Origin of the sequence: Phaeobacter sp. 11ANDIMAR09, assembly GCF_001294455.1 — a bacterium.
Classification (GTDB): domain Bacteria; phylum Pseudomonadota; class Alphaproteobacteria; order Rhodobacterales; family Rhodobacteraceae; genus Pseudophaeobacter.
In genome coordinates this window covers 236519-255743 of the sequence record NZ_LIKT01000003.1, presented here as the reverse complement: position 1 = coordinate 255743, position 19225 = coordinate 236519, and the positions used below count along the sequence as shown (strand labels likewise).

Sequence of the window (19225 nt, the reverse complement as noted above, 5' to 3'; positions counted from 1 at the left end):
GATGCGTATGCCGTTTTTTGCCAGCCAGTTCTTCCTGCCCCCTCTCAAATCTGAAAGAAACCCTATGTCTACACAGCTTGCCAGCAAGGCCATTTTTGGTCGTCGGGAATCCGAAGCCCGCAGCTATTGCCGCGGGTTTGATACAGTCTTCACCTCCGCCAAGGGCTCCGAGATGACGGACCAGAGCGGACGGCAATATATTGACTTTCTTGCTGGGTGTTCGTCTTTGAACTACGGGCACAATGATCCAGACATGAAACGCGCCCTAATTGCGCATTTGGAAGCCGATGGTGTTGCCCATGGTTTGGACATGCACACAGCAGCGAAGGCCCGGTTTCTTGAGGTTTTTGAGCAGTTTATCTTGCAACCACGTGAGATGGATCACAGGGTGATGTTTACCGGACCGACGGGAGCAAATGCTGTTGAGGCGGCGATGAAAATCGCCCGCAAGTCCACTGGGCGCAGCAATATCATCTCCTTCACCAATGGGTTTCACGGTGTCACCCAGGGCGCCCTGGCAGCAACTGGCAACAACTATCACCGTGGCGGTGCCGGAGTGACGCTCAACAATGTGACGCGGATGCCCTATGACGGCTATATGGGCCAGTCCTGTAACACGACTGATTTTCTGGAGGCCATGCTTAAGGATCGCTCTTCGGGCCTGGACGCGCCTGCGGCAATTTTGCTGGAAACGGTTCAGGGCGAAGGCGGGTTGAATGCTGCCACGACGGATTGGTTGCAGAGGGTCGCAGAGCTGGCGCAGGAGGCCGGTGCGCTTTTGATCGTCGATGACATTCAGGCAGGTTGTGGGCGCACGGGTGGCTTCTTTTCCTTTGAAGAGGCTGGCATTCGCCCTGATATCGTGACGCTGGCGAAATCAATCTCTGGCTTTGGACTGCCGATGGGGCTGGTGCTCGTTAAGCCAGAACATGATGTCATGGGGCCGGCCGAGCATAACGGGACATTTCGGGGCAATACCCATGCCTTTGTGACTGCCACCGTCGCAATTGAAAAATTCTGGGCGAACGACAGTTTGCAGAAGGATATTCTGCGCCGTTCCAAAATCATTGGCGAGGGATTGCAATCCCTTGCGGAGATGGTTCCTGGCGCGCGCCTGAAGGGGCGCGGCATGATGCGGGGCGTGGACCTGCGATGTGGTGATCTGGCAGGCAAGATCTGCGCGCGGGCCTTTGAACAGGGCCTCATAATTGAGACCTCCGGCTCCGAAGATCAGGTGGTTAAGATCCTTGCGCCCCTTACAACGCCTGACAGCATGCTGCAGCGCGGGCTCACTATTCTGATCAACGCCGCACAGGATGTGATTGGCGCCCATAAATTTGCCGCGGAGTAAGGCTATGATTGTACGAGACTTCAACGAAATCATCAAAAGCGAACGTGGCCGCGTCGTCTCAGACGCCAAGTGGAGCAGCGTGCGGATGCTGCTGGCAGAAGATCAAATGGGGTTTTCTTTCCATATCACGTTCCTCGAGGCTGGCTCCGAGCACACATTTGAGTACAAAAATCACTTTGAGAGTGTCTATTGCATGCAAGGAACCGGTTCGATCACGGACCTCGCGACAGGTGAGATCCACCTCATTCGCCCAGGGGTTATGTATGCTTTGGACAAACATGACCGCCATATTCTTGTTGCTGAAGAAGAACTGGTCATGGCCTGTTGTTTCAACCCGCCGGTAACAGGCAATGAAACCCATCGAGAGGATGGTTCCTACGCCTTAGAGCTTGAAACTGCGTAGTCTTTCGCCAGAGGAGGCAGGTGTGATTTCTTGAGAACCTGCCTCCTTTAATGGCAGCAAGCAATCCATCGCCAGGAGACTGGATATGAATAAGCTGGTCAAAACTCTGGAGGCCGCGGAAGGTGTCCAGGATCGCTTGAGCATCATGTACAATACTCTTCGGCGTCGTATTTGCACGCTGCACTACCCGCCAGGACTACGCCTGTCGGAAGCGGACTTGGCAAAGGAGTTCGCCTGTAGTCGCACGCCCCTGCGCCGCGTATTGGCCTGGCTAGAGAGAGAAGAGCTTATCGCATCCCGCCAGGGGGTTGGTACCTTTGTGACTGAGATGGATTCTGCCTCCCTTGCGCAAAGCTTTGTCGTGCGAACGACACTGGAACGTTCGATCATTGAAGTCGACCCGATAACTGATCTGGCAACTGCCTCACTTCGCTTTGAAGCCTTGACTGAGCGTTGCGCTCAATTGAAAGCGAAACCAAATGTCGTCGACTTTGCGCGGCTTGACATGGAGGCATTTGATGCCTTTGTCGAAATTACCGAAAACCTCGCCCTGCGGGCCAGCGGAAAAAGTTACTACGGTCGAACCACGCGGCATCAGTTGCACAGTTTGGCAAAGGACTTCGTTTGGTTTGGGTCTGCCTGTGAAAATCTTGACGCACATGTCAACAATATCCACTCAGCGATTGCGGTTGAGAATTTGGAAGCCGCAGCGCATTATCAAATCGCCTACACAAGAATGCTAGCACCTTAAATTTGGCGCCTGAACGGAGTGCTTTGCAATTCCACGTGATCGACTTCAAGCGCTAAATGAGATGCCCGCACTTGCCTCCATTTCGAGCATCTGCTTCAGCGTTGCCACATCAAGCATATCTTGGGGCAAGATCTTCTTCAGCTCGGTCTTCACAGCCTCCGGTTTTTAGCCTCTTGGCCTAGGTCCTTTCCAAGCCCCGATACTTCCAACGCCTTACGTCGAATGCGCCATCACTGACGCTTTGCCGATGCCACCTTTGACCTACCAAGGCTATGGGCCAAAGATGGGCGCAACAGGCTTTGTGGCTAGCGGTATCGTGAACAGCGATGCGAGGGTTCTGTTCGTTGAACTCGTTCACTGGCATGGCTAATCTCCCGCGCGGAGTGCGTCAGGAAATCTGACGGCGCTTCCCTTGCCAGTAAGGTTTTCGCAATTCTGTCTTCAGCACTTTGTTGGCTCCAGACAGAGGAAACGCCTCGGTCCGGTATTCAATGCTGCGGGGGCATTTATAGCCGGCGATCAGCTCATGGCAGTGGGCTTGCAATTCTTCTGTGGTCACTGTGGCTCCGGCATGCAGGATGACAAGGGCATGGACGCTTTCACCCCATTGATCGCTGGGGATGCCGATGACGGCGCTGGTGGCAACTTGGGGATGTTGCCCCAGGGCGTTCTCCACTTCAGCGGAGTAGACGTTCTCGCCGCCAGATACGATCATGTCCTTGACCCGGTCCACTAAGAAGACAAAGCCGTCTTCGTCCATGTAACCGGCATCTCCGGTCATGACCCAACCGTCGACAATGGTTTCGGCTGTGACCTCGGGCTTGTTCCAATAGCCGAGCATGGTTGTTGGTCCCTTGACGGCAATCTGGCCAACGGCGCCGCGGGCTACCTCTTGGTTTTGGTCATCAACAATGCGGACTTCGCAGACCCGTGTGGCTCGTCCCGCCGAGCGCAGTTTGCCTGCCTTCGGGCCTTCCAAAACATGATAATCCGTCGGCAAAATGGTCGCCACAGGGCTGAGCTCGGTTTGACCAAAAGCCTGAAGGAAGGACACATTCGGGAACTTTTTAAAGGCCTCCTTCAGAACGGCTTCGGTAATAGGGGAGGCGCCATAGGCGATCTGACGCAGGGACGAGATATCCGTCTGGGCCAGCTTGTCGCTTTGCAGCACCATTTGCAACATGACCGGCACCAGAAGCGTTTGGTCTGGGCGGTGTTTTTCGATCGCGGCCAGCGTGCCTTCGGGGGTGAACATTGGAATGACCACATGGGTGCCCGCCATCAAGGTAACGGCTGTGAACCAGAGCAGATCGGCGATGTGAAACATCGGTGCTGCATGCAGATAGACGGTTCTGTCCTGCATGTTAATGTCATGCGCATTTGCCACCGCACCCACATACATATTGGTATGAGAGAGCATGACCCCTTTGGGAAAACCTGTGGTGCCACCAGTGTAAAAGACCCCGGCCAGATCATCGCCACTGCGCTCGGCATCGGCGGCAGGCTGGGCATCGGCGATGAGGTCTTCGTAGTTGTCCATGCCCGCAGGCGTCGCGGTGTCACCGGCATAGATCAAGGTCTTTAGCCTGGTGACCTGTGGCTTCACTTCGGCGGCCAGAGCTTTGAAAGCCTCGTCACAGATCAGAATTTCGGCCCCGGCGTCGTTCAGCGCATAGGCACATTCGGCTGCGCTCCAGCGAATGTTCATGGGCATCGTTGCGCCGCCTCCCCAGACCACAGCAAAGTAATACTCAATGAACCGGTCCGAGTTCAGTGAGATCAGCGCTACGCGGTCGCCCGGTCGCATACCCAGCGCCTGTAGGGCGCCTGCCAGACGTGCGACGCGGTCCAGCATCTGGCTCCAGCTTTGCTGGCGGTCCTTGAAGATAGTTGCGGTCCCGTTTGGATTGATCTGGGCGGCCCGTTTGATCATGGAAGTTATCTGCATTTTGTGACCTCTCAGGCTGTAGGAAGGCGGGCGTCCGGCAGGGACGTTGCGGCTAGGGTTGATCAGCCGGGTTTTGCAAGTCAACGCCTTGGCAGGGCAGAAAGCGCCGCTTTGCGATGTGACGGAACGTCCTTTGCACAGGGCGGGACAACTGGCGCATGCTGGGCTTTGACCCCCGCCTTGGCTTGGTCCGGGTTGCAGTGCGATCAAGCAGGAGGCAGCAAGCAAAGAGGACCGCCGTGAAGACCATCAAAGCTGAAAACCCCGCCATTGTTGCCGAAATTCGGGTTGGACTGGGGGATGAGATCACAGCGGGCAGTGTTTTGCTTGTGACCGAGCTGATGAAAATGCAGCACGAGATCCGCGCGAGAGAAAGCGGCGTAGTCAAGACCCTGCATGTTGGTGCCGGGGATGAGCTGCGTGGCGGTGAGCCCCTGATCAGTTTTGAACCTGCTGAGGTCTCGCTGCAGGCCCCGCAGGAGGATCAGGGCCCGCGCCAGGCCTTCACCGCCTTCGAAGCGCGCCTGGCTTTGCTGGCGGACAGCAGCAGGCCACAGGCGGTCGCCAAGCGCCATCAATCGGGAGGGCGAACAGCGCGGGAAAACATTGAGGATCTGTTCGATCAAGATTCCTTCACCGAATACGGCGCCTTCGCGGTGGCGGCCCAACGCAGCAAACGCCCTCTGACAGAGCTGCAGTCGCGTACCCAAGGGGATGGGATCATCTGCGGAACTGGCACGGTGGAGGGGAGACCTGTCGCCGCCATGGCGGTGGATTACATGGTCTTGGCGGGCACTCAGGGCTACAATCATCATCGCAAGATGGACCGTTTGATCGAGCGCGCCGAGCGGGACAATCTGCCAATTGTCCTGTTCGCCGAAGGTGGCGGCGGGCGGCCAAACGACTATGATCTCGCCCCGCTCATGGTGGCGGGGCTGAATGTCCCTTCCTTTCGCCATTTTGCCGCCTACAAAGGTCCCAAGATCGGTATCGCTGCCGGGCATTGCTTTGCTGGAAATGCCGCACTCTTTGGTCTGTGTAATCTGCGCATTGCGACCAAAAACAGCTGGATCGGCATGGGAGGTCCGGCGATGATCGAAGGTGGCGGCTTGGGGCAGGTCAAGGCGCAGGAGATCGGGCCTTCCAAAGTGCAGCGGGCAAATGGTGTCATTGATCTTCTGCGCGAGGATGAGGCGGAGGCAGTGGCCGCAGCCAAGGAACTGCTGGCCTTGCCTTTCGCAGGCGCGTCTGTGCACCAGCCGGAACAGGACGAGGGTCTGCGTCACGTGATCCCGGCAGATCGCACTCGCGCCTACGATATGCGTCAGGCCATCAAGGCGTTAGGGGATTCCGGCACCTTTCTGGAGATCCGTCGTGATTTCGGCCAAGGAATGATTACCGGATTTCTCCGCATCAACGGTCAGGCACTGGGTGTTCTGGCAAACAATCCGTTGCACCTGGGCGGAGCCATTGACGCACCCGCGGGAGACAAGGGCGCGCGCTTCCTGCAGCTCTGTGATGCCTGGGCCTTGCCTGTTGTCACCCTGTGCGACACGCCCGGCTTTATGGTGGGGCCTGAAATTGAAGAGACCGGGCAGGTGGCTCATGTTTCTCGGCTGTTCCTGGCCGGAGCCCATTTCAGTCAGCCCCTGGTGACGGTTATCCTGCGCAAGGCCTATGGGCTAGGCGCCATGGCGATGGCGGGTGGCGGCTTTGATCGGCCGCATTTTTGCTGCGCTTGGCCAACCGGAGAGGTCGGAGCCATGGGATTGGAGGGGGCGGTTAAACTGGGTCACCGTGATCACCTGGCAGCCATCTCTGATCCGGTAGAACGTGAGGCGGAATATCGGCGGCTGGTTGGCGTGCTATACGAGAACGGATCAGCCCTGAACGCGGCAAGCCTGCTGGAATTTGATGCGGTAATTGACCCGACCCAAACCCGTGATGAAATAGGCCGAGTTTTGGCCACCACCTCTGGCAATTCTGCAAACCCGCGGTATGTGGATGCCTGGTGATTTTGGGGCAGGCGCTGTTGGCTATGCTGTGAAAAAGTAACACTCGACCCGGGCTCGCCTATCAACACTGCTGGTCTGCCCCGGTGATCCGTTACACCTGCACTGTCCGGGAAAACCGAAACAATAGAGGTGAACCTGTAGGAAACCGCCCTGCCACTTTGCTGCGGGGTCTTTGGTTGTGTGCCTCAGTTTTCGCCTGTCCCGCAAGCTGGCTCTTGTAGGGCTCCTATCGCTGCTCACCGAGCGGCGACCTACCTTTGTAGCATAAGTGAACTGGCGTCAGAACTGTGCAGCGGGCTGGTGAGCGCGCCCTGCTCGCAGGGGTTGAGATTAAAACCCGTATACAATCTTAATATGTTGTGTAAAGTTGAATGCAATTTAAAGGGTATTCAGTGTGAGTTTGGGTGGGGGACAGTTATGTCGAATATCGCCGGTAAAGCCTATGCCATGAATGTGGTGACACCCAGTAACCCAAGAGTTACGTGGATTAACAGGTTGCTGTTTATGGCGGCGCGCGGTTTGCCGCAAAATCTGATGGGGCTATTGGGGCTATCTTTGATCCATTTTGCCCGTTGGGTGATTATAAGACCCAACGACTGGCCGGATCTGGGGCAGGGCAAGGAGGCTTTGCGGAATGACTATATGTTGTTTTGCTCCAACTTTAACGGGACTTGGGATCAGTATATTGACGCGTTTTCTGATGGCATTCCCAGCGGACTAGATTTGTTTTGGTATTCGGCGACGAAATATCCTAAATCAATTCCGGTCACGCCTTTTAAAAATTACATCACCTTCAATCAAATCCAGACAGACTATTACTACAATGCCACGCCCGGCGCCGCGCAGCGCGATATCAAGACCAGCCTGCTGATCTATGACCAGATCCTCAGCCTGGCTGAAAAGCACGAAACTCTGCCGCCTGAGGAGTTCAAAAAGGCCTATGATGCTGCGGCCAACAAGATGCAGATCGGGCTGGGGGATCTTGGCTTTGGTCCGGTGGCCAGCCTGGACACCGAGCGTGATGACGTCAATCTGGCGGTCTATATTTCTGACAGTCAGCGCGCCTTTGCCAAGCAGCGGCAGGCGGCAAAACAAAGCTCAGAAACCACCGGACGGCAGGAGTGACCCATGCCTGATCTTGATTCTGGACATATCTTTCTGACGACCTTTGCTCCGATCAAAAAGGGGGCGCCGCCAGAGGATCCGCATACCTCTTATGAGCAGCGGGTCAGAATGGCCCTGGCGGTCCTGCCGACAGCACGTCAGTCGCCCGCCACCAGCAATGCGGAGTTCAACAGCCCCTTTGCGCGCAATATGCGGAACCATCTGGCGCGGATGTTTGTCCTGCATGATGTGGTCTACAATGGCCGCACCACGCAGAATACACTGGTCTCCCAAATCGAGGGGGAAAACCCGGCGGTGCCGCAGCCGGTCGATCGGTTGAAGACGCCCTATCTGATCTTTTGTGCGGATGTGGATGCGGTGACGCAACCGGGCGATCCCCTGCCCACGAACCTGACAACCCAACAGCAGCGTGAGGTCAGGGCGTCTTATGCGCGTGAGCTTTGGGGCACGATGAAGGAGGAACTGGTTGATCTCTATTCCAATTGTCACGGTTTTGAAGGGGTGAACAGCGCCGAGGGCTTTGCCGACTACCTGGACCGTTGCCATGTCGAAACCACCATGCCCTTCCATGACTATTACCTGCAATTGCCCAAGTTCCACACCCTGCCGCTGAAAGCGCTGATCTACGGCGTATTGACTCCGCTTATCATCGGCTTGCTGGCCTTGGTGCTTTGGTTGTTTGGCTGGAGCAGCCTGCCATTTCTGGGCTGGTCGAGCCTGAAGCTTGCTGTCGGAGCCTTCATCCTGGGCGGAGTATTGGCACTATTGGCGATCCGGTTTGCCATTCGAAACGGGGAAAAACCCTTGGCGCCTGGTGAATATGATGATCTGCCCACGGTGCTCAAGGCGATCTATATACAGCAGAAAATGTCTGCCTTTTTTGTCGACCAGCAGGGGGCATCAGCAGAGGAGCTGCATGCGGCTTTTGGCGCATTCATCAAAGAACACAAACCTGAAAACATGCAATCCATGACGCAGAAGCCAGGGGTGATTTCCTCGGCAGATCCCAAGAACGTGATTTCCTAGAATTTGGTGGGCGACAATGACACGTGATCTCAATCTTGACGATATTCAGGGGAACGTGACCCGCGCCTATGGGCGGTTCAGTTTTCCATTTGCGCGGTATTTCTTCTTTCATTTCCCCAATGCAGTCGCGGGGCGGAATTTTGTTGATGCGGTGCGTCAAAAGGTGACCACAGCAGCGTTATGGCAGGGGGCAAACAAGAAACCGGACTGCACCACAAACGTGGCGCTGACCTTTCCCGGTCTTTTGGTTTTGCAATTGCCGGTGCGCATGCTGCAACAGATGCCGGCGGCCTTTATCGAAGGAATGAAGGCGCGGGCCTTTATTCTGGGGGACCGCGACCAGAACAAGACCGAGGAAGAAGCACTGCGCGACGATTGGGACGCTCATTGGGATCCGATCTGGCAAAAAAGCCGGGAGCCGGGCTCGGGCGGCAAGGATGATGTGCACATGCTGGTGACGCTGAATGCACAGTCCTTAAGTCTTGAACAGGCGGATAAGCCACATCCTGCTCTGCAGGGGCGAATTGATTGGTTGACGGCGCTGGCGCAAGAAGTGGGGGTGCGTCAATTGGATGGCATTTGCAAAGATGGCAAGGCCCGGTTCCAAGACGCGTCTGCCGTGTTTGATAAATTTGGCCCGCTCACTCTGCCAACAGCCAAGGAACACCTTGGCTTTACCGATGGCATCGGCGACCCGGTGTTTGAGGGGCAACACGGCAATAGGGGCTCGGCAGACACGGTTATTGGGCGCGGGAAACTGACAAGCAAGGGCTGGGAACCTCTTGCAACGGGGGAGTTCATCCTGGGGCATCCGGACGAAAGCCAGGAGCTGCCGCCGACCGCAAAGCCTCCGGAATTCATGCATAACGGAACTTTTATGGCCTTTCGCAAACTGCATGAAAATGTCGGCAGCTTTGAGGCGGTTCTGGCGGAAGAGGCCGCTCGATATGCAAAACTCATGGGGGTCAGCAAAGAAGAGGCGCAGGAGACGCTGCGCGCCAAAATGTGCGGGCGTTGGACGGATGGGGTGCCCCTGTCCAAAGTGCCAACCTATGACGCGTGGGTTGCCTTTGGAGAGAAGATGCAGTTTCGCGGTGGCGACGTGACACCCCTGGACGGCTATAAAAACAATCTCAGCTACATTGGCTCACCGGAAGCCCGCGATTTCCGGTATGGCGATGATATGTCCGGAGCCAAATGCCCGGGCGGTGCCCATATGCGTCGGGTCAATACGCGGGACTATCTGGACCCGTTGAACAAAAGCGGCACAGACCCCGCAACCGGCGCGCCCTACAAAAACGAGACAGCGACAAGCGCGCTCAACAAGCGGCGGCGCATTCTGAGGCGGGGATTGCCCTACGGGCCACCCAATTTCGAGCACAAGGACGATGAGACCGAACAGGGTGTGATCATGCTGATCGTCGGAACCAGCCTAGAGCGCCAGTTTGAATTCGTGCAGCAGCAATGGATTCAGTACGGGCTAGATTTTCATCAGGGTAACAATACCTGCCCGATGCTGGGCAATCATGATCACAGCAAGCGCCATACCATTCCCTCGGATCCGGCAAGTGGTCGGCCCCCCTATGTCATGAGCAAGCTCAAGACCTTTGTGGAGTGCCGCGGCGGTGACTATTTTTTCATCCCTTCAATGACTGCCCTACGCATGATTGCGATGGGCATCGTTGACCCGACCTGAGGGGGCGCCAATGATCACTGCCCTGGCAAATGTCTTTATCTGGATCCTCCAGCGGGTGGCGCTTTGGGCTGAATCTGCGCTGGCCTTGGCCAAGCTGGTCGTGATGGGCGGTGTTGCCCTGGCGCAGGGCGGGGTAGCGGCGTTTTTTCTCAAACCGCAAACACAGCGCTGGGTCTTTGCCCTGTTGCGTGGAGTCTGGCCCAATATCTCGATCAGCAAAGTGGTGATGAAAGCCTATGACAATACCGGCACGGCCCTGGTGACCCGGCGAGAAGACTGTCTGGAAGTGCTGAATCGCAACGAAGATTTTGAAGTGGTCTATGGTGCGCGGATGAAAAAGCTGACCGCCGGAGAGAACTTCTTTCTCGGGATGCAGCCAGGATGGGATTACACCCGTGACACCTCGGCGATGCATTTGGCGGCCCGGATGACAGATGTGGCCGATATTGTGGTACCGCGTGCCACGCTCCTGGCGCAGCGGGCTGTGGCGCAGAGCCAGGGGCAAATCGATATCGTGCCAAGCCTCACTCTGGAAATTCCTTGGGATATGACGGATCGCTATTTTGGCACCGGTGCCAAGCGAGCGCAGATGCAAGAATGGACAACAACCTTGTTCACCTATCTGTTCCTTGATCTTGTGGCTGACCCGGATCTGGACGCGCGGGCGATGCAGCAGGCCGCGGAGCTGCGGTCTTACCTGGATGGCGCGATTGCCGCGCGCAAGGCGAACCCAAGCGAGGCAGCAGACGTGCTGAACCGCTGTCTCGCTTTGCAATCAGCACAAACGCCAGGGATGAGCGATCTGGGCATTCGCAACAATATGTTGGGCCTGTTGATCGGGGCAGTTCCCACCATATCTAAGGCCAGTTGCCTGGCGCTTGATGAGCTACTTGATCGGCCAGCTGCTCTTGCCGGAGCGCAACAGGCCGCTCGACAAGGCGATGACGAACTGCTGGCCCAGTATATTTGGGAGGCCCTGCGGTTTAATCCCTTTAACCCCGTTATTTACAGGCGCGCGACCTGCGACACCCAGGTGGCGGCCTCGACCCTCCGACGGATAAAGCTGCGCAAAGGGCAAATGGTTTTTGCTGCCAATTTTTCTGCTTGTTTTGATCGGTTCGAGGTGAAATCCCCAAATGACTTCCGCACGGATCGCCCCTGGGAGGACTACATCATCTGGGGCTATGGCATGCATACCTGTTTTGGCGCTGCCATCAACAAGGCCGTTATTCCGGTCCTTTTGAAGCCGTTGCTTGCGCAGAAGAATCTCCGCCGGGCCGCTGGGGCAGCTGGCCAGATTGATACCGGGACTTCCAGCTTTCCACAGCATTTTCATCTTGAATTCGACCCCTAGGAGAGGTGCCATGGCAGACCCGCTTTTGATCACTTTGTTGCCCTCGGCTGATGTCGATCTGGGGCGCTGGCTGCTGAGCCACTATGAGATTTCTTATACGGAGCGCCCTCACGCGCCAATTTTCCATGTTCTGGCGCTCAAGTCCTGGGGTGTCGGGGCGGATGACTACCCGCTGTTTGTGCGCGGAGGGGACAAATTTGGCGGCATTGAAAAGCTGCTCCCCGAACTGGAGGCCGCCGCGCCTGCAGCGCTCAAGCTGTTGCCCGATCCGGACCAAAATCCCGCGCAGTATAAGCAGGTTGATGAGCTGCAACACTATGCCCGCTGGAAAATGGGCAGTGATGTAGTGAACTGGTCCTATTGGAACCTTCTGAAATATAAATCAGTGGTCTGGCCGTCGATTACCACCCAGGTGCCAGTCTATGAAAAGTTGACCTGTCTTGTGGCTTTCCGAGTTGTTCGGGCCTTGATGTATCGAGGGTTGAAGCTGGATCAATCTGTTGCCAATGCGTCCTTGGACAGGATCCATCAGGGCTGGGACAAATTCGATGCGCTCTTGAGCGACGGGCGGGAGTATCTGGTTGGGGATCGTCTGAGTTTTGCAGATCTGGCCCTGGCAACCTCTGGGGGGCCTATGATCCTGGCGCAGGGTTATCATGGGATGCTGCCCAACCATGCGCTTTGCCCGGTGTTTATGCAGCAAACCTATCAAGAGCTCAGGCAACGCCCCACCGGGCGGTTCATTCAGCGCATTTACGATCAGTACCGGCTGCCCCAACTTTTGTGCGTCTAATCCGGCAGGAGCAATGAGCGCCAGCCGTCGAGACTGCAAAGCCGCAATATTCAGTCTCGTTGAAGGAATGCAGCCTTAAGGGGAGTGAAACTATTTGACTGAATCTCCTTAGGGTGGAAATGTGGGGTGCCAGTACCAAGTATTTTGATCAGTTGGGGTAGCTAAATGGACGTGGACGCGAATTTGAAACACGTGTTGAATGTGCGTGAGGCCTTCGATTTATCCCCAGCAGAAGTTATGATGGTCACCATTATCAATGCTGGGCTGCTAGGGGACAAAACCAGTTTAAAAGCGCGCTTGGTCGCGGATTTGCAGGCGGCGATTCAGGTCGAACTGGCAACAATCCCGCTCTATCTTTACAGCTATTATTCGATCAATCGTACCAAGCTGCAGGACGCCAATCTGAATGCCGAACAGATCTTTGCCAATGAGGCGGGCGGAGTCATCATGTCGGTTGCAGTCGAAGAGATGCTGCACATGTCTTTGTCCAGCAATATCTATTTTGCTCTGACAGGGGAGCCGCCAAAACTCTATCAGGCCGCCCCCCAAAGCTATCCTGCCTTGCTGCCGCATCACAACCCCGTGGTGCCAGAGGGGCCAGACCCACAGGTCAAGGGCGGGATCCCTCTGCGGCCCCTCTGTTCCGATCAGCTGTGGCATTTTTTGCAGATCGAGTATCCGCATAACCCGTTCTTTAGCGAGATTCCGATTGAGGATCTGCCGGAGCTGATGGCCTATCTGGCTGATCTCCCCTCTGAGGAGGCGATGGCTTTTCTCAACCAGCATGGATGGCCAATGGATCAGAACTGGAACTCTATTGGCCAGTTCTACTCATTTATTCGCTGCATCATAGCTTCGGCGCATTTCACTGACGAAGATTTCCAGGCCGGCAACCCAAAGCAGCAAATTCAGCCCTATAATTATGCCCCAAACAATATTGACACGATATATCCTGCCAAGGCTTTTGATAAGTCAAAACCGGCGCCTTCGTCTTTGGGGGGCGGGTCTGGATGTCCGGCAATAGGGCTGCCGGGGGCGGCCGAAGTCGCAGTTTATGCCGATGCAGAGGGCAGCTCGGATGCGCCCCTGCGGCCGGTCGAAGATCATAGAGGGCATGAGGTTACCGGCGCCTTTGAATTGATGGCCATCTCCAGCCGCAAGGATGTCATGCTGGCCCTGGAAACCATCTGCGAGCAGGGCGAGGGCTATTCGGCCAAATCCGGCGGCGCGGAGGCAATCTGGGATGATCCAAATTCAGAGGCAGAGCACAGCCATTTTGACAAATTCCTGGAGTTGCAGATGCAGTTCGAGGAGTTTTCCCAGAGCTTGGAAAGCCTGCCGCCCTGGATGGAAAGCCAGATTGACCGCCAATGGCTGGGTGAAGCCGTAAAGGGCAAGGCAAACAAATGGACCTCGGGCGCGCTCAAGGCCGAGGGTTTGCTATTCGACTACCCTGCCAATCCAACCCGGGCGCTTTATGCCCATGATCCAGTGGCGACTGCATTGAACGATTTTTGCAGTGGATTGTTTCAATACATGCTGATCCTGACGGAGACGATCTACAAGATCGAACCGACCTATGTGGACCCGGCGAAAGCCGGGGCAGATAAGGTGACAAAAGACGGTACCGTCCCGTATCAAAAGTACTTTTTCAACATTGCTCTGCATCGTTCGATGATCTGGATTCTGGACAAATTCATTGCCTTGATGCGCGCTCGGCAGGTGACGCTGAAAGATGGGTCAACCATCGCTCTGGCCCCAAGTTTTGACAACGCAGGCTTTGGCCCCGAGGGGCAGGGGCTGGGGTCACGCGACGGGGCCTTTGGCAGGCTCAAGCAACTCGGAGCTGAAGCGCTATTGGCGACAGCGGGAGACAGCGGGCTGAACGCTTCTGTCGCGCCCTTGGTGGCGCTGACTGTCAATAAGACAGCATCAGATGGTGAGGGCATGCATCTGCCGGATGTCAGCCAGTATTGGTCGAACTCTTAGCAAAGAGCACGCGCACCCAGGTCTGAATAGATTGCAAACACCTTGGCCACCACGCCACTTGAAGACGCCCGAAAGGACAAAACCAATGTCTGATACCACGTCCCGCATGCCCGCAGAAACACAGGCTGAATTGCCCCCTGTTGCGCCGCCGCCCTTCAATTGGAAAGACACCCCCTATGGCAAGACCGGGGGGCCGATGGAGCTGCCCACGGGCGCTGAATTACATGCCTGTCTGGGGTTGAACTCCTGCAAGGGGCAGGACCGCTATGGCGTGCATGGTCCCAATGGCAACAATCCAAACAGCTGTGCCGGGCAGGGGTATTGCGCCACCACCGAAATACATTCCTGTCACACCAACAACAACTGCGCCAATCAGGGAGGCTGCGGCCTTTATGGTTGGGGGCCGGATATGGATCAGCCGGGCCAGAACGAATGCCGCTCGATGGGATCCTGTGCCACGCCGATCAATGCCGAACGCTTTATCACCGACGGTGATCACAAAGGCATGAGCGTTTGGGGGCGCGCTCGCCAGGTGTTTGAGGCGGCCTATGCGGAAAAACATGCGGGCAAAACGCCGGGCCAGGCCCCAGCCCCCTTTCGCGAGACAGGCCCAACAGCCCATTGGATCACGGAGAACTGCAACAGTTTTGCAGCCTGTGGCGCCAGCGGGCTGTCGGGCGGGGGCAGTTGCTCGTGACACCGCAACCAGGGGACATATCCGCACTGCCAAGGCTTGGCCTTGGTTTGGGGCTGCGCAACAGTCATTTTGACCACATACTGAGCAGCTGGCCGGATGTGGATTGGTTCGAAGCGATCTCGGAGAACTTCATGGATTCCGGCGGCCGCCCGCGCCAGGTGATCCGCAAAGTGGCCGAACGTTACCCGGTTGTGCTGCACGGGGTGTCCCTGTCCATTGGCAGCAGTGACCCTTTGAATATGGACTACCTGCATCGCCTGAAACGCCTGGCGCAGGAGGTGCAGCCGCAATGGATCAGCGATCATTTGTGCTGGACCGGGGTCATGGGGGTGAACTCGCATGATCTGTTGCCGGTGCCCCTGACCGAAGCCACGCTTGATCACATCGCGGCCCGCGTACATCGGGTGCAGGAGGTTCTGGATCGCCCGCTGATCCTGGAAAACCCCTCTACCTATCTGGATTTTCGCGCCAATACCCTTTCGGAACCAGACTTTCTGCGTGCCCTGTGCGCGCGCACGGGCTGTGGGTTACTCTTGGATGTAAACAATGTGTATGTCAGCTGTTTCAATGCAGACAGTGATCCTGCTGACTATTTTGACAGCTTTCCATGGAACCGTGTGGTGCAGATGCATCTGGCGGGGCATACGGATTGTGGCACCCATCTGATCGATACCCATGACCAGCCGGTCCGGCCCGAGGTCTGGGCGCTTTTTGCCTTGGCCTGGACGCGCAGCAAGGGGGCGGCCACCCTGTTGGAATGGGACGGGAATATCCCCTCGTTTGAGGATTGTCATGCGGAGCTGTTGAAGTCCAAGGCCTATATGAAGGGCGGCCTGTCTGAGTTGGTGAACAGGCTGACACCGGATCCGGTACCACTGGCCATTTCTAATCCGGTAAATTTCATGGTGCCGGATGTTATGGCAGGCGCCGCAGAGATGAAGAAGGGGTGAGCGCGCCGCCAGAATTGTTAGAGCTGCAGCAATGGATGCAGGCGGCCCTGGTGGATCCGCAGGGGACGCAACGCCAGGAGATTGAAAGCCGGGTGCGGGCCACCTCTAGGCTTACGCCCGTTGCGGCGCTGTCGATCTACCAAAACAGCTATAGCCTGCGCATTGCAGCCTGTATGCGCGATCAATTCCCGGCGCTGAGCTATGCTTTGGGCGAAGGATTGTTCAACGATTTTGTTGCCGATTACATCCGGCAGGCGCCTCCGGAAAGCTATACGCTGTACGATCTGGGGCGTCGGTTCGCGGGTTATCTGCAGGCAAACCGCCCTGATTTGAAGGCGTCAGAGCCTGAGCCCTGGGTGGATTTTATCATCGACCTGGCCCGGTTTGAGCGGCAGGTGTTTTCCACGTTTGATTGCCCCGGAGCAGAAGACTTGCAGCTGGCCGGGCTGACAACCCCTGATACTGCGCTGCGTCCGCAGCCCAGCCTTTCGGTCGCGGCCTATGGGTTTGCGGTGGGAGGCTACTACCATGCGGTTAGACAAGATCTGTCCCCCTCCCCGCCAGAACGTGAACAGGTCTATCTGGCGGTTTTACGCAAGGACTATGTCACCCATACCATCCCGCTCAGCTTGCCCCATTTCCTCTTTGTGCAGGAAATGTGCCGCGGCAGGACCGTTCAGGCGGCGCTGGGCGTGGTGGCGCAGCAACTTCAGCAACCGCGCGCCTATGTCGAAGAGGCCTGGCAGGACGCCGCAGAGATCCGGGAAGGCTGGATCAAAGCGGGCTTCTTTCTCGACGGTCGTCCAACTCAACTGGTTCAGACGGCAACCCGGTGAGGTAGAAGCAAAGAGCTGAAGCTCGCAGTGCATGATCTCCAGGCCTGGCTGATACCGTGGAGGTGGTGACCGAGGGGGATTGTCACAGGGCTTGCCTGTCCCCTGCCGCAGAGTGCCCTGCGCGTTGTTGCGTGAGCGAGGCAATTGTTGGCATCTTTGCCCGGCCTTAGGTATTGGGAGACAGGGCGCCGTGCCAGATCTGCGCCTGACAGACTTGAAGCAAGCCGATGTGAGGGCAGGGATGAGCGATGACCGCCGAAAATTCACGCGTGAAGGGGCTGAGCAACGCAAAGCGGCCCTGATCGAAGCCACGCTGCAGTTGGTTGCAGAAAAAGGTGTTCAGGGGGCAACCGTGCGCGGCATCGCCGAGCGTGCCGAGGTGACGCAGGGCTTGATCAGGCATTATTTCTCTTCAAAAGAGGATCTGATCACAGCCGCTTTTGATCACCACATGACACAAATGGCAAACCTGACCTTTGCGCCTGTGGCAGAGGTCAAAGGATCTGCGCGGGATCGGTTGAGGGTCTTTGTGCAGTCCGCTCTGATGCCGCCGGTGGTGGATCCGCATTCGATCGCGCTTTGGGCTGGGTTTCTCAACAAGGTGCAGCATGATGCGCAGATGAAGGAAACTCATGCCCGCACCTATCTCCACTTTCGTGATCAGCTGCAGGATTTGATCCGCGCAACTTTGGAGGAAGCCGGTAGGCCAGCAAACCCGGCCCGTCTGTATCAGTTGGCCACTGCCTGCAACGCGTTGATCGACGGATTGTGGATGGAGGGTGGCGCGCTACCCGAGGCCTTTGCGGCTGGGGAGTTGTCGCAGATCGGTCTTGAATTTGTTGGCACCATCATCGGTCTGCGTCTCGAGCAGGCGTAACGGCGCTAAGAAACCAGTCGACTATGTTAGCCGCGGGCAACGCTGTGCCTGGGCTAGCGCTGTTTGCGGTTTTGTCATATTCGAATCCAAGCAAGGCTGTAATTTTTTCATAAAAGACAGGACAATTGTGGCAAGGATTTTGGAGCGCCCAAGGCCGGGCGCAGCGTCCTGGAGGGCGTTTCCCATAGGGTTTGTCGGTGGAGGGGCTGTCAGATCCTGCAACTGTGGCAGGACTGTGGCGCTCGGCGGGCAAGAGGTTCGGCCATATCCAATATCTGTGGCTCTGCTGCACTAGTGCGCCGATCTGCGAGAGTGTTACTGCGGTATTAACCATTGTGCCGACCCACCTGCATGATCCGCCACTGGCGCTGGCATTTGGGTAAACCTGGCAGAACTGGGCGCATTAAGCAGGATGAAATAGATGTATCGACAGCTGGCCGTCATGGCTCTTTCTTTTTGCCTTGCTCTGCAGGCAAGCGCTGAGCCCCTGGAGCAGGAGAGCGCTCGCCACAGGATCGGTTATGGGTTGGTGTTTTCCAATGACCTGTTGGGCGACGGCAAGGATCGCTGGCGCACTGGGTCGCTGACCTCTTCGCGGATCTATGGGCAGGACTGGCAGGGACAAGCCCCCGCGACCTTTGGAGAATTGCTGGAACTGCGCATCCAAGGCCAGATCATCGCGCCCTCAGACCTGACTCAGCTAAACCCGGCAGATCGCCCCTGGGTTGGCGCCTTGACGGTCGAGTTGAACAGCCACGTGCAGCGAAACGGCACCGAGATCGCACTGGGCGGTGGTGTGACCATGCTGGGGCCTCAGACGCAATTGGACGAGATACAGGGCTGGTTACATGATCTGGCTGGCGCGCCAGAGCCCTCGGACGCAGTTCTGAATGGCCAAATCGGCAACAGCTTCAGACCGGTACTGTCTGCGGAAATCGGGCGGCAATTGCCGCTGTCTGACCGTGCCGCCCTGCGTCCCTTTGTCGAGGCACGCGCCGGGGACGAGACCTATATGCGCGCCGGGGTGGACTTTTCCTACGGCCAATTGTCCCAGGGATTTTTGGTGCGCGAGAGCATCACAGGCCAGCGCTATCGCACTGCAAAGGGAGAAGCGCAGGGGCTGACGCTGACAGCGGGGGCGGATATCGCCTATGTTTCAAATTCGGTTTTTCTGCCCGACAGCAGCGGATACTCCCTGGAAAATACTCGCCAAAGAGCCCGTTTGGGACTGCACTGGCAGGGGCAGCGTACCACTGCTTTCTACGGGCTTACCTATCTTGGAAAAGAATTCTCCAGCCAAAGCGAGGGCCAGTTGACGGGGTCTTTGCAGCTGCAATTGAGGTTTTGAAAACACACCCCATGCGAGGGCAGGACTTGCGGTGACTTTGTTCTTTATCTGACCAGGCGATTTTGT

Annotated in this window: 16 protein-coding genes; 15 read left to right on the top strand and 1 reads right to left on the bottom strand. The window is 56.8% G+C overall.

Going from position 1 to position 19225, the window contains the following annotated elements; translation table 11 throughout:
• Positions 1–64: 64 nt before the first annotated feature.
• The 3 genes from ectB to AN476_RS04150 all read left to right on the top strand — a co-directional run bounded on the left by ectB (position 65) and on the right by AN476_RS04150 (position 2505).
• Positions 65–1351, top strand: coding sequence for a diaminobutyrate--2-oxoglutarate transaminase (gene ectB, locus AN476_RS04160; protein ID WP_054459737.1), 1287 nt, complete (start codon positions 65–67; stop codon positions 1349–1351).
• A gap of 4 nt (positions 1352–1355) precedes the next feature.
• A complete protein-coding gene (locus tag AN476_RS04155; RefSeq protein WP_054459702.1) occupies positions 1356–1754 on the top strand; it encodes an ectoine synthase in 399 nt (132 codons plus the stop codon).
• A gap of 85 nt (positions 1755–1839) precedes the next feature.
• Positions 1840–2505, top strand: a complete 666-nt coding sequence (locus tag AN476_RS04150) for a GntR family transcriptional regulator (RefSeq protein WP_054459701.1) — start codon at positions 1840–1842, stop codon at positions 2503–2505.
• A 388-nt stretch (positions 2506–2893) separates the two neighbouring features.
• Here the strand turns inward: AN476_RS04150 and AN476_RS04145 are convergent, their stop codons facing one another.
• Entirely contained in the window at positions 2894–4453 is a 1560-nt protein-coding gene (locus tag AN476_RS04145) for a long-chain-fatty-acid--CoA ligase (protein ID WP_054459700.1), read from the bottom strand.
• A 239-nt stretch (positions 4454–4692) separates the two neighbouring features.
• Between AN476_RS04145 and AN476_RS04140 the strand changes: the two genes are divergently transcribed.
• The 12 genes from AN476_RS04140 to AN476_RS04085 all read left to right on the top strand — a co-directional run bounded on the left by AN476_RS04140 (position 4693) and on the right by AN476_RS04085 (position 19159).
• Positions 4693–6468, top strand: coding sequence for a carboxyl transferase domain-containing protein (locus AN476_RS04140; RefSeq protein ID WP_054459699.1), 1776 nt, complete (start codon positions 4693–4695; stop codon positions 6466–6468).
• Between the two features lie 417 nt (positions 6469–6885).
• Entirely contained in the window at positions 6886–7593 is a 708-nt protein-coding gene (locus tag AN476_RS04135) for a hypothetical protein (RefSeq protein ID WP_054459698.1), read from the top strand.
• 3 nt (positions 7594–7596) lie between these two features.
• Positions 7597–8619 (top strand): hypothetical protein, encoded by a 1023-nt coding sequence (locus AN476_RS04130; protein WP_054459697.1) that lies wholly within the window; start codon positions 7597–7599, stop codon positions 8617–8619.
• A 16-nt stretch (positions 8620–8635) separates the two neighbouring features.
• Positions 8636–10315, top strand: a complete 1680-nt coding sequence (locus AN476_RS04125) for a peroxidase (RefSeq protein ID WP_054459696.1) — start codon at positions 8636–8638, stop codon at positions 10313–10315.
• A 10-nt stretch (positions 10316–10325) separates the two neighbouring features.
• Positions 10326–11669 carry a cytochrome P450 gene (locus tag AN476_RS04120; protein ID WP_054459695.1) on the top strand — a complete coding sequence of 448 codons (1344 nt, stop codon included), beginning with the start codon at positions 10326–10328 and terminating at the stop codon, positions 11667–11669.
• A 10-nt stretch (positions 11670–11679) separates the two neighbouring features.
• Positions 11680–12462 carry a glutathione S-transferase C-terminal domain-containing protein gene (locus AN476_RS04115; protein ID WP_054459694.1) on the top strand — a complete coding sequence of 261 codons (783 nt, stop codon included), beginning with the start codon at positions 11680–11682 and terminating at the stop codon, positions 12460–12462.
• A 237-nt stretch (positions 12463–12699) separates the two neighbouring features.
• Positions 12700–14451: a ferritin-like domain-containing protein gene (locus tag AN476_RS04110; protein ID WP_054459693.1), complete on the top strand. Its 1752-nt coding sequence runs from the start codon at positions 12700–12702 to the stop codon at positions 14449–14451.
• Between the two features lie 85 nt (positions 14452–14536).
• On the top strand, positions 14537–15148 hold the full coding sequence (locus AN476_RS04105) for a hypothetical protein (protein WP_157063671.1): 612 nt from the start codon (positions 14537–14539) through the stop codon (positions 15146–15148).
• On the top strand, positions 15145–16098 hold the full coding sequence (locus tag AN476_RS04100) for a DUF692 domain-containing protein (protein WP_253279827.1): 954 nt from the start codon (positions 15145–15147) through the stop codon (positions 16096–16098). The genes AN476_RS04105 and AN476_RS04100 overlap by 4 nt, the downstream gene beginning before the upstream one ends.
• On the top strand, positions 16095–16934 hold the full coding sequence (locus AN476_RS04095; RefSeq protein ID WP_054459691.1) for a DNA-binding domain-containing protein: 840 nt from the start codon (positions 16095–16097) through the stop codon (positions 16932–16934). Before AN476_RS04100 ends, AN476_RS04095 begins: the two co-directional genes overlap by 4 nt.
• Before the next feature lie 241 nt (positions 16935–17175).
• Entirely contained in the window at positions 17176–17811 is a 636-nt protein-coding gene (locus AN476_RS04090; RefSeq protein ID WP_054459735.1) for a TetR/AcrR family transcriptional regulator, read from the top strand.
• A gap of 421 nt (positions 17812–18232) precedes the next feature.
• Positions 18233–19159 (top strand): lipid A-modifier LpxR family protein, encoded by a 927-nt coding sequence (locus tag AN476_RS04085; protein ID WP_054459690.1) that lies wholly within the window; start codon positions 18233–18235, stop codon positions 19157–19159.
• Positions 19160–19225 lie beyond the last annotated feature (66 nt).

What these genes read in the sequence shown, in the direction of transcription:
- ectB (WP_054459737.1), top strand. Translation starts at nt 65, where the DNA reads ATGTCTACACAGCTTGCCAGCAAGGCCATTTTTGGTCGTCGGGAATCC.
- AN476_RS04155 (WP_054459702.1), top strand. Translation starts at nt 1,356, where the DNA reads ATGATTGTACGAGACTTCAACGAAATCATCAAAAGCGAACGTGGCCGC.
- AN476_RS04150 (WP_054459701.1), top strand. Translation starts at nt 1,840, where the DNA reads ATGAATAAGCTGGTCAAAACTCTGGAGGCCGCGGAAGGTGTCCAGGAT.
- AN476_RS04145 (WP_054459700.1), bottom strand. Translation starts at nt 4,453, where the DNA reads ATGCAGATAACTTCCATGATCAAACGGGCCGCCCAGATCAATCCAAAC.
- AN476_RS04135 (WP_054459698.1), top strand. Translation starts at nt 6,886, where the DNA reads ATGTCGAATATCGCCGGTAAAGCCTATGCCATGAATGTGGTGACACCC.
- AN476_RS04130 (WP_054459697.1), top strand. Translation starts at nt 7,597, where the DNA reads ATGCCTGATCTTGATTCTGGACATATCTTTCTGACGACCTTTGCTCCG.
- AN476_RS04125 (WP_054459696.1), top strand. Translation starts at nt 8,636, where the DNA reads ATGACACGTGATCTCAATCTTGACGATATTCAGGGGAACGTGACCCGC.
- AN476_RS04120 (WP_054459695.1), top strand. Translation starts at nt 10,326, where the DNA reads ATGATCACTGCCCTGGCAAATGTCTTTATCTGGATCCTCCAGCGGGTG.
- AN476_RS04115 (WP_054459694.1), top strand. Translation starts at nt 11,680, where the DNA reads ATGGCAGACCCGCTTTTGATCACTTTGTTGCCCTCGGCTGATGTCGAT.
- AN476_RS04110 (WP_054459693.1), top strand. Translation starts at nt 12,700, where the DNA reads ATGATGGTCACCATTATCAATGCTGGGCTGCTAGGGGACAAAACCAGT.
- AN476_RS04105 (WP_157063671.1), top strand. Translation starts at nt 14,537, where the DNA reads ATGTCTGATACCACGTCCCGCATGCCCGCAGAAACACAGGCTGAATTG.
- AN476_RS04090 (WP_054459735.1), top strand. Translation starts at nt 17,176, where the DNA reads ATGAGCGATGACCGCCGAAAATTCACGCGTGAAGGGGCTGAGCAACGC.
- AN476_RS04085 (WP_054459690.1), top strand. Translation starts at nt 18,233, where the DNA reads ATGTATCGACAGCTGGCCGTCATGGCTCTTTCTTTTTGCCTTGCTCTG.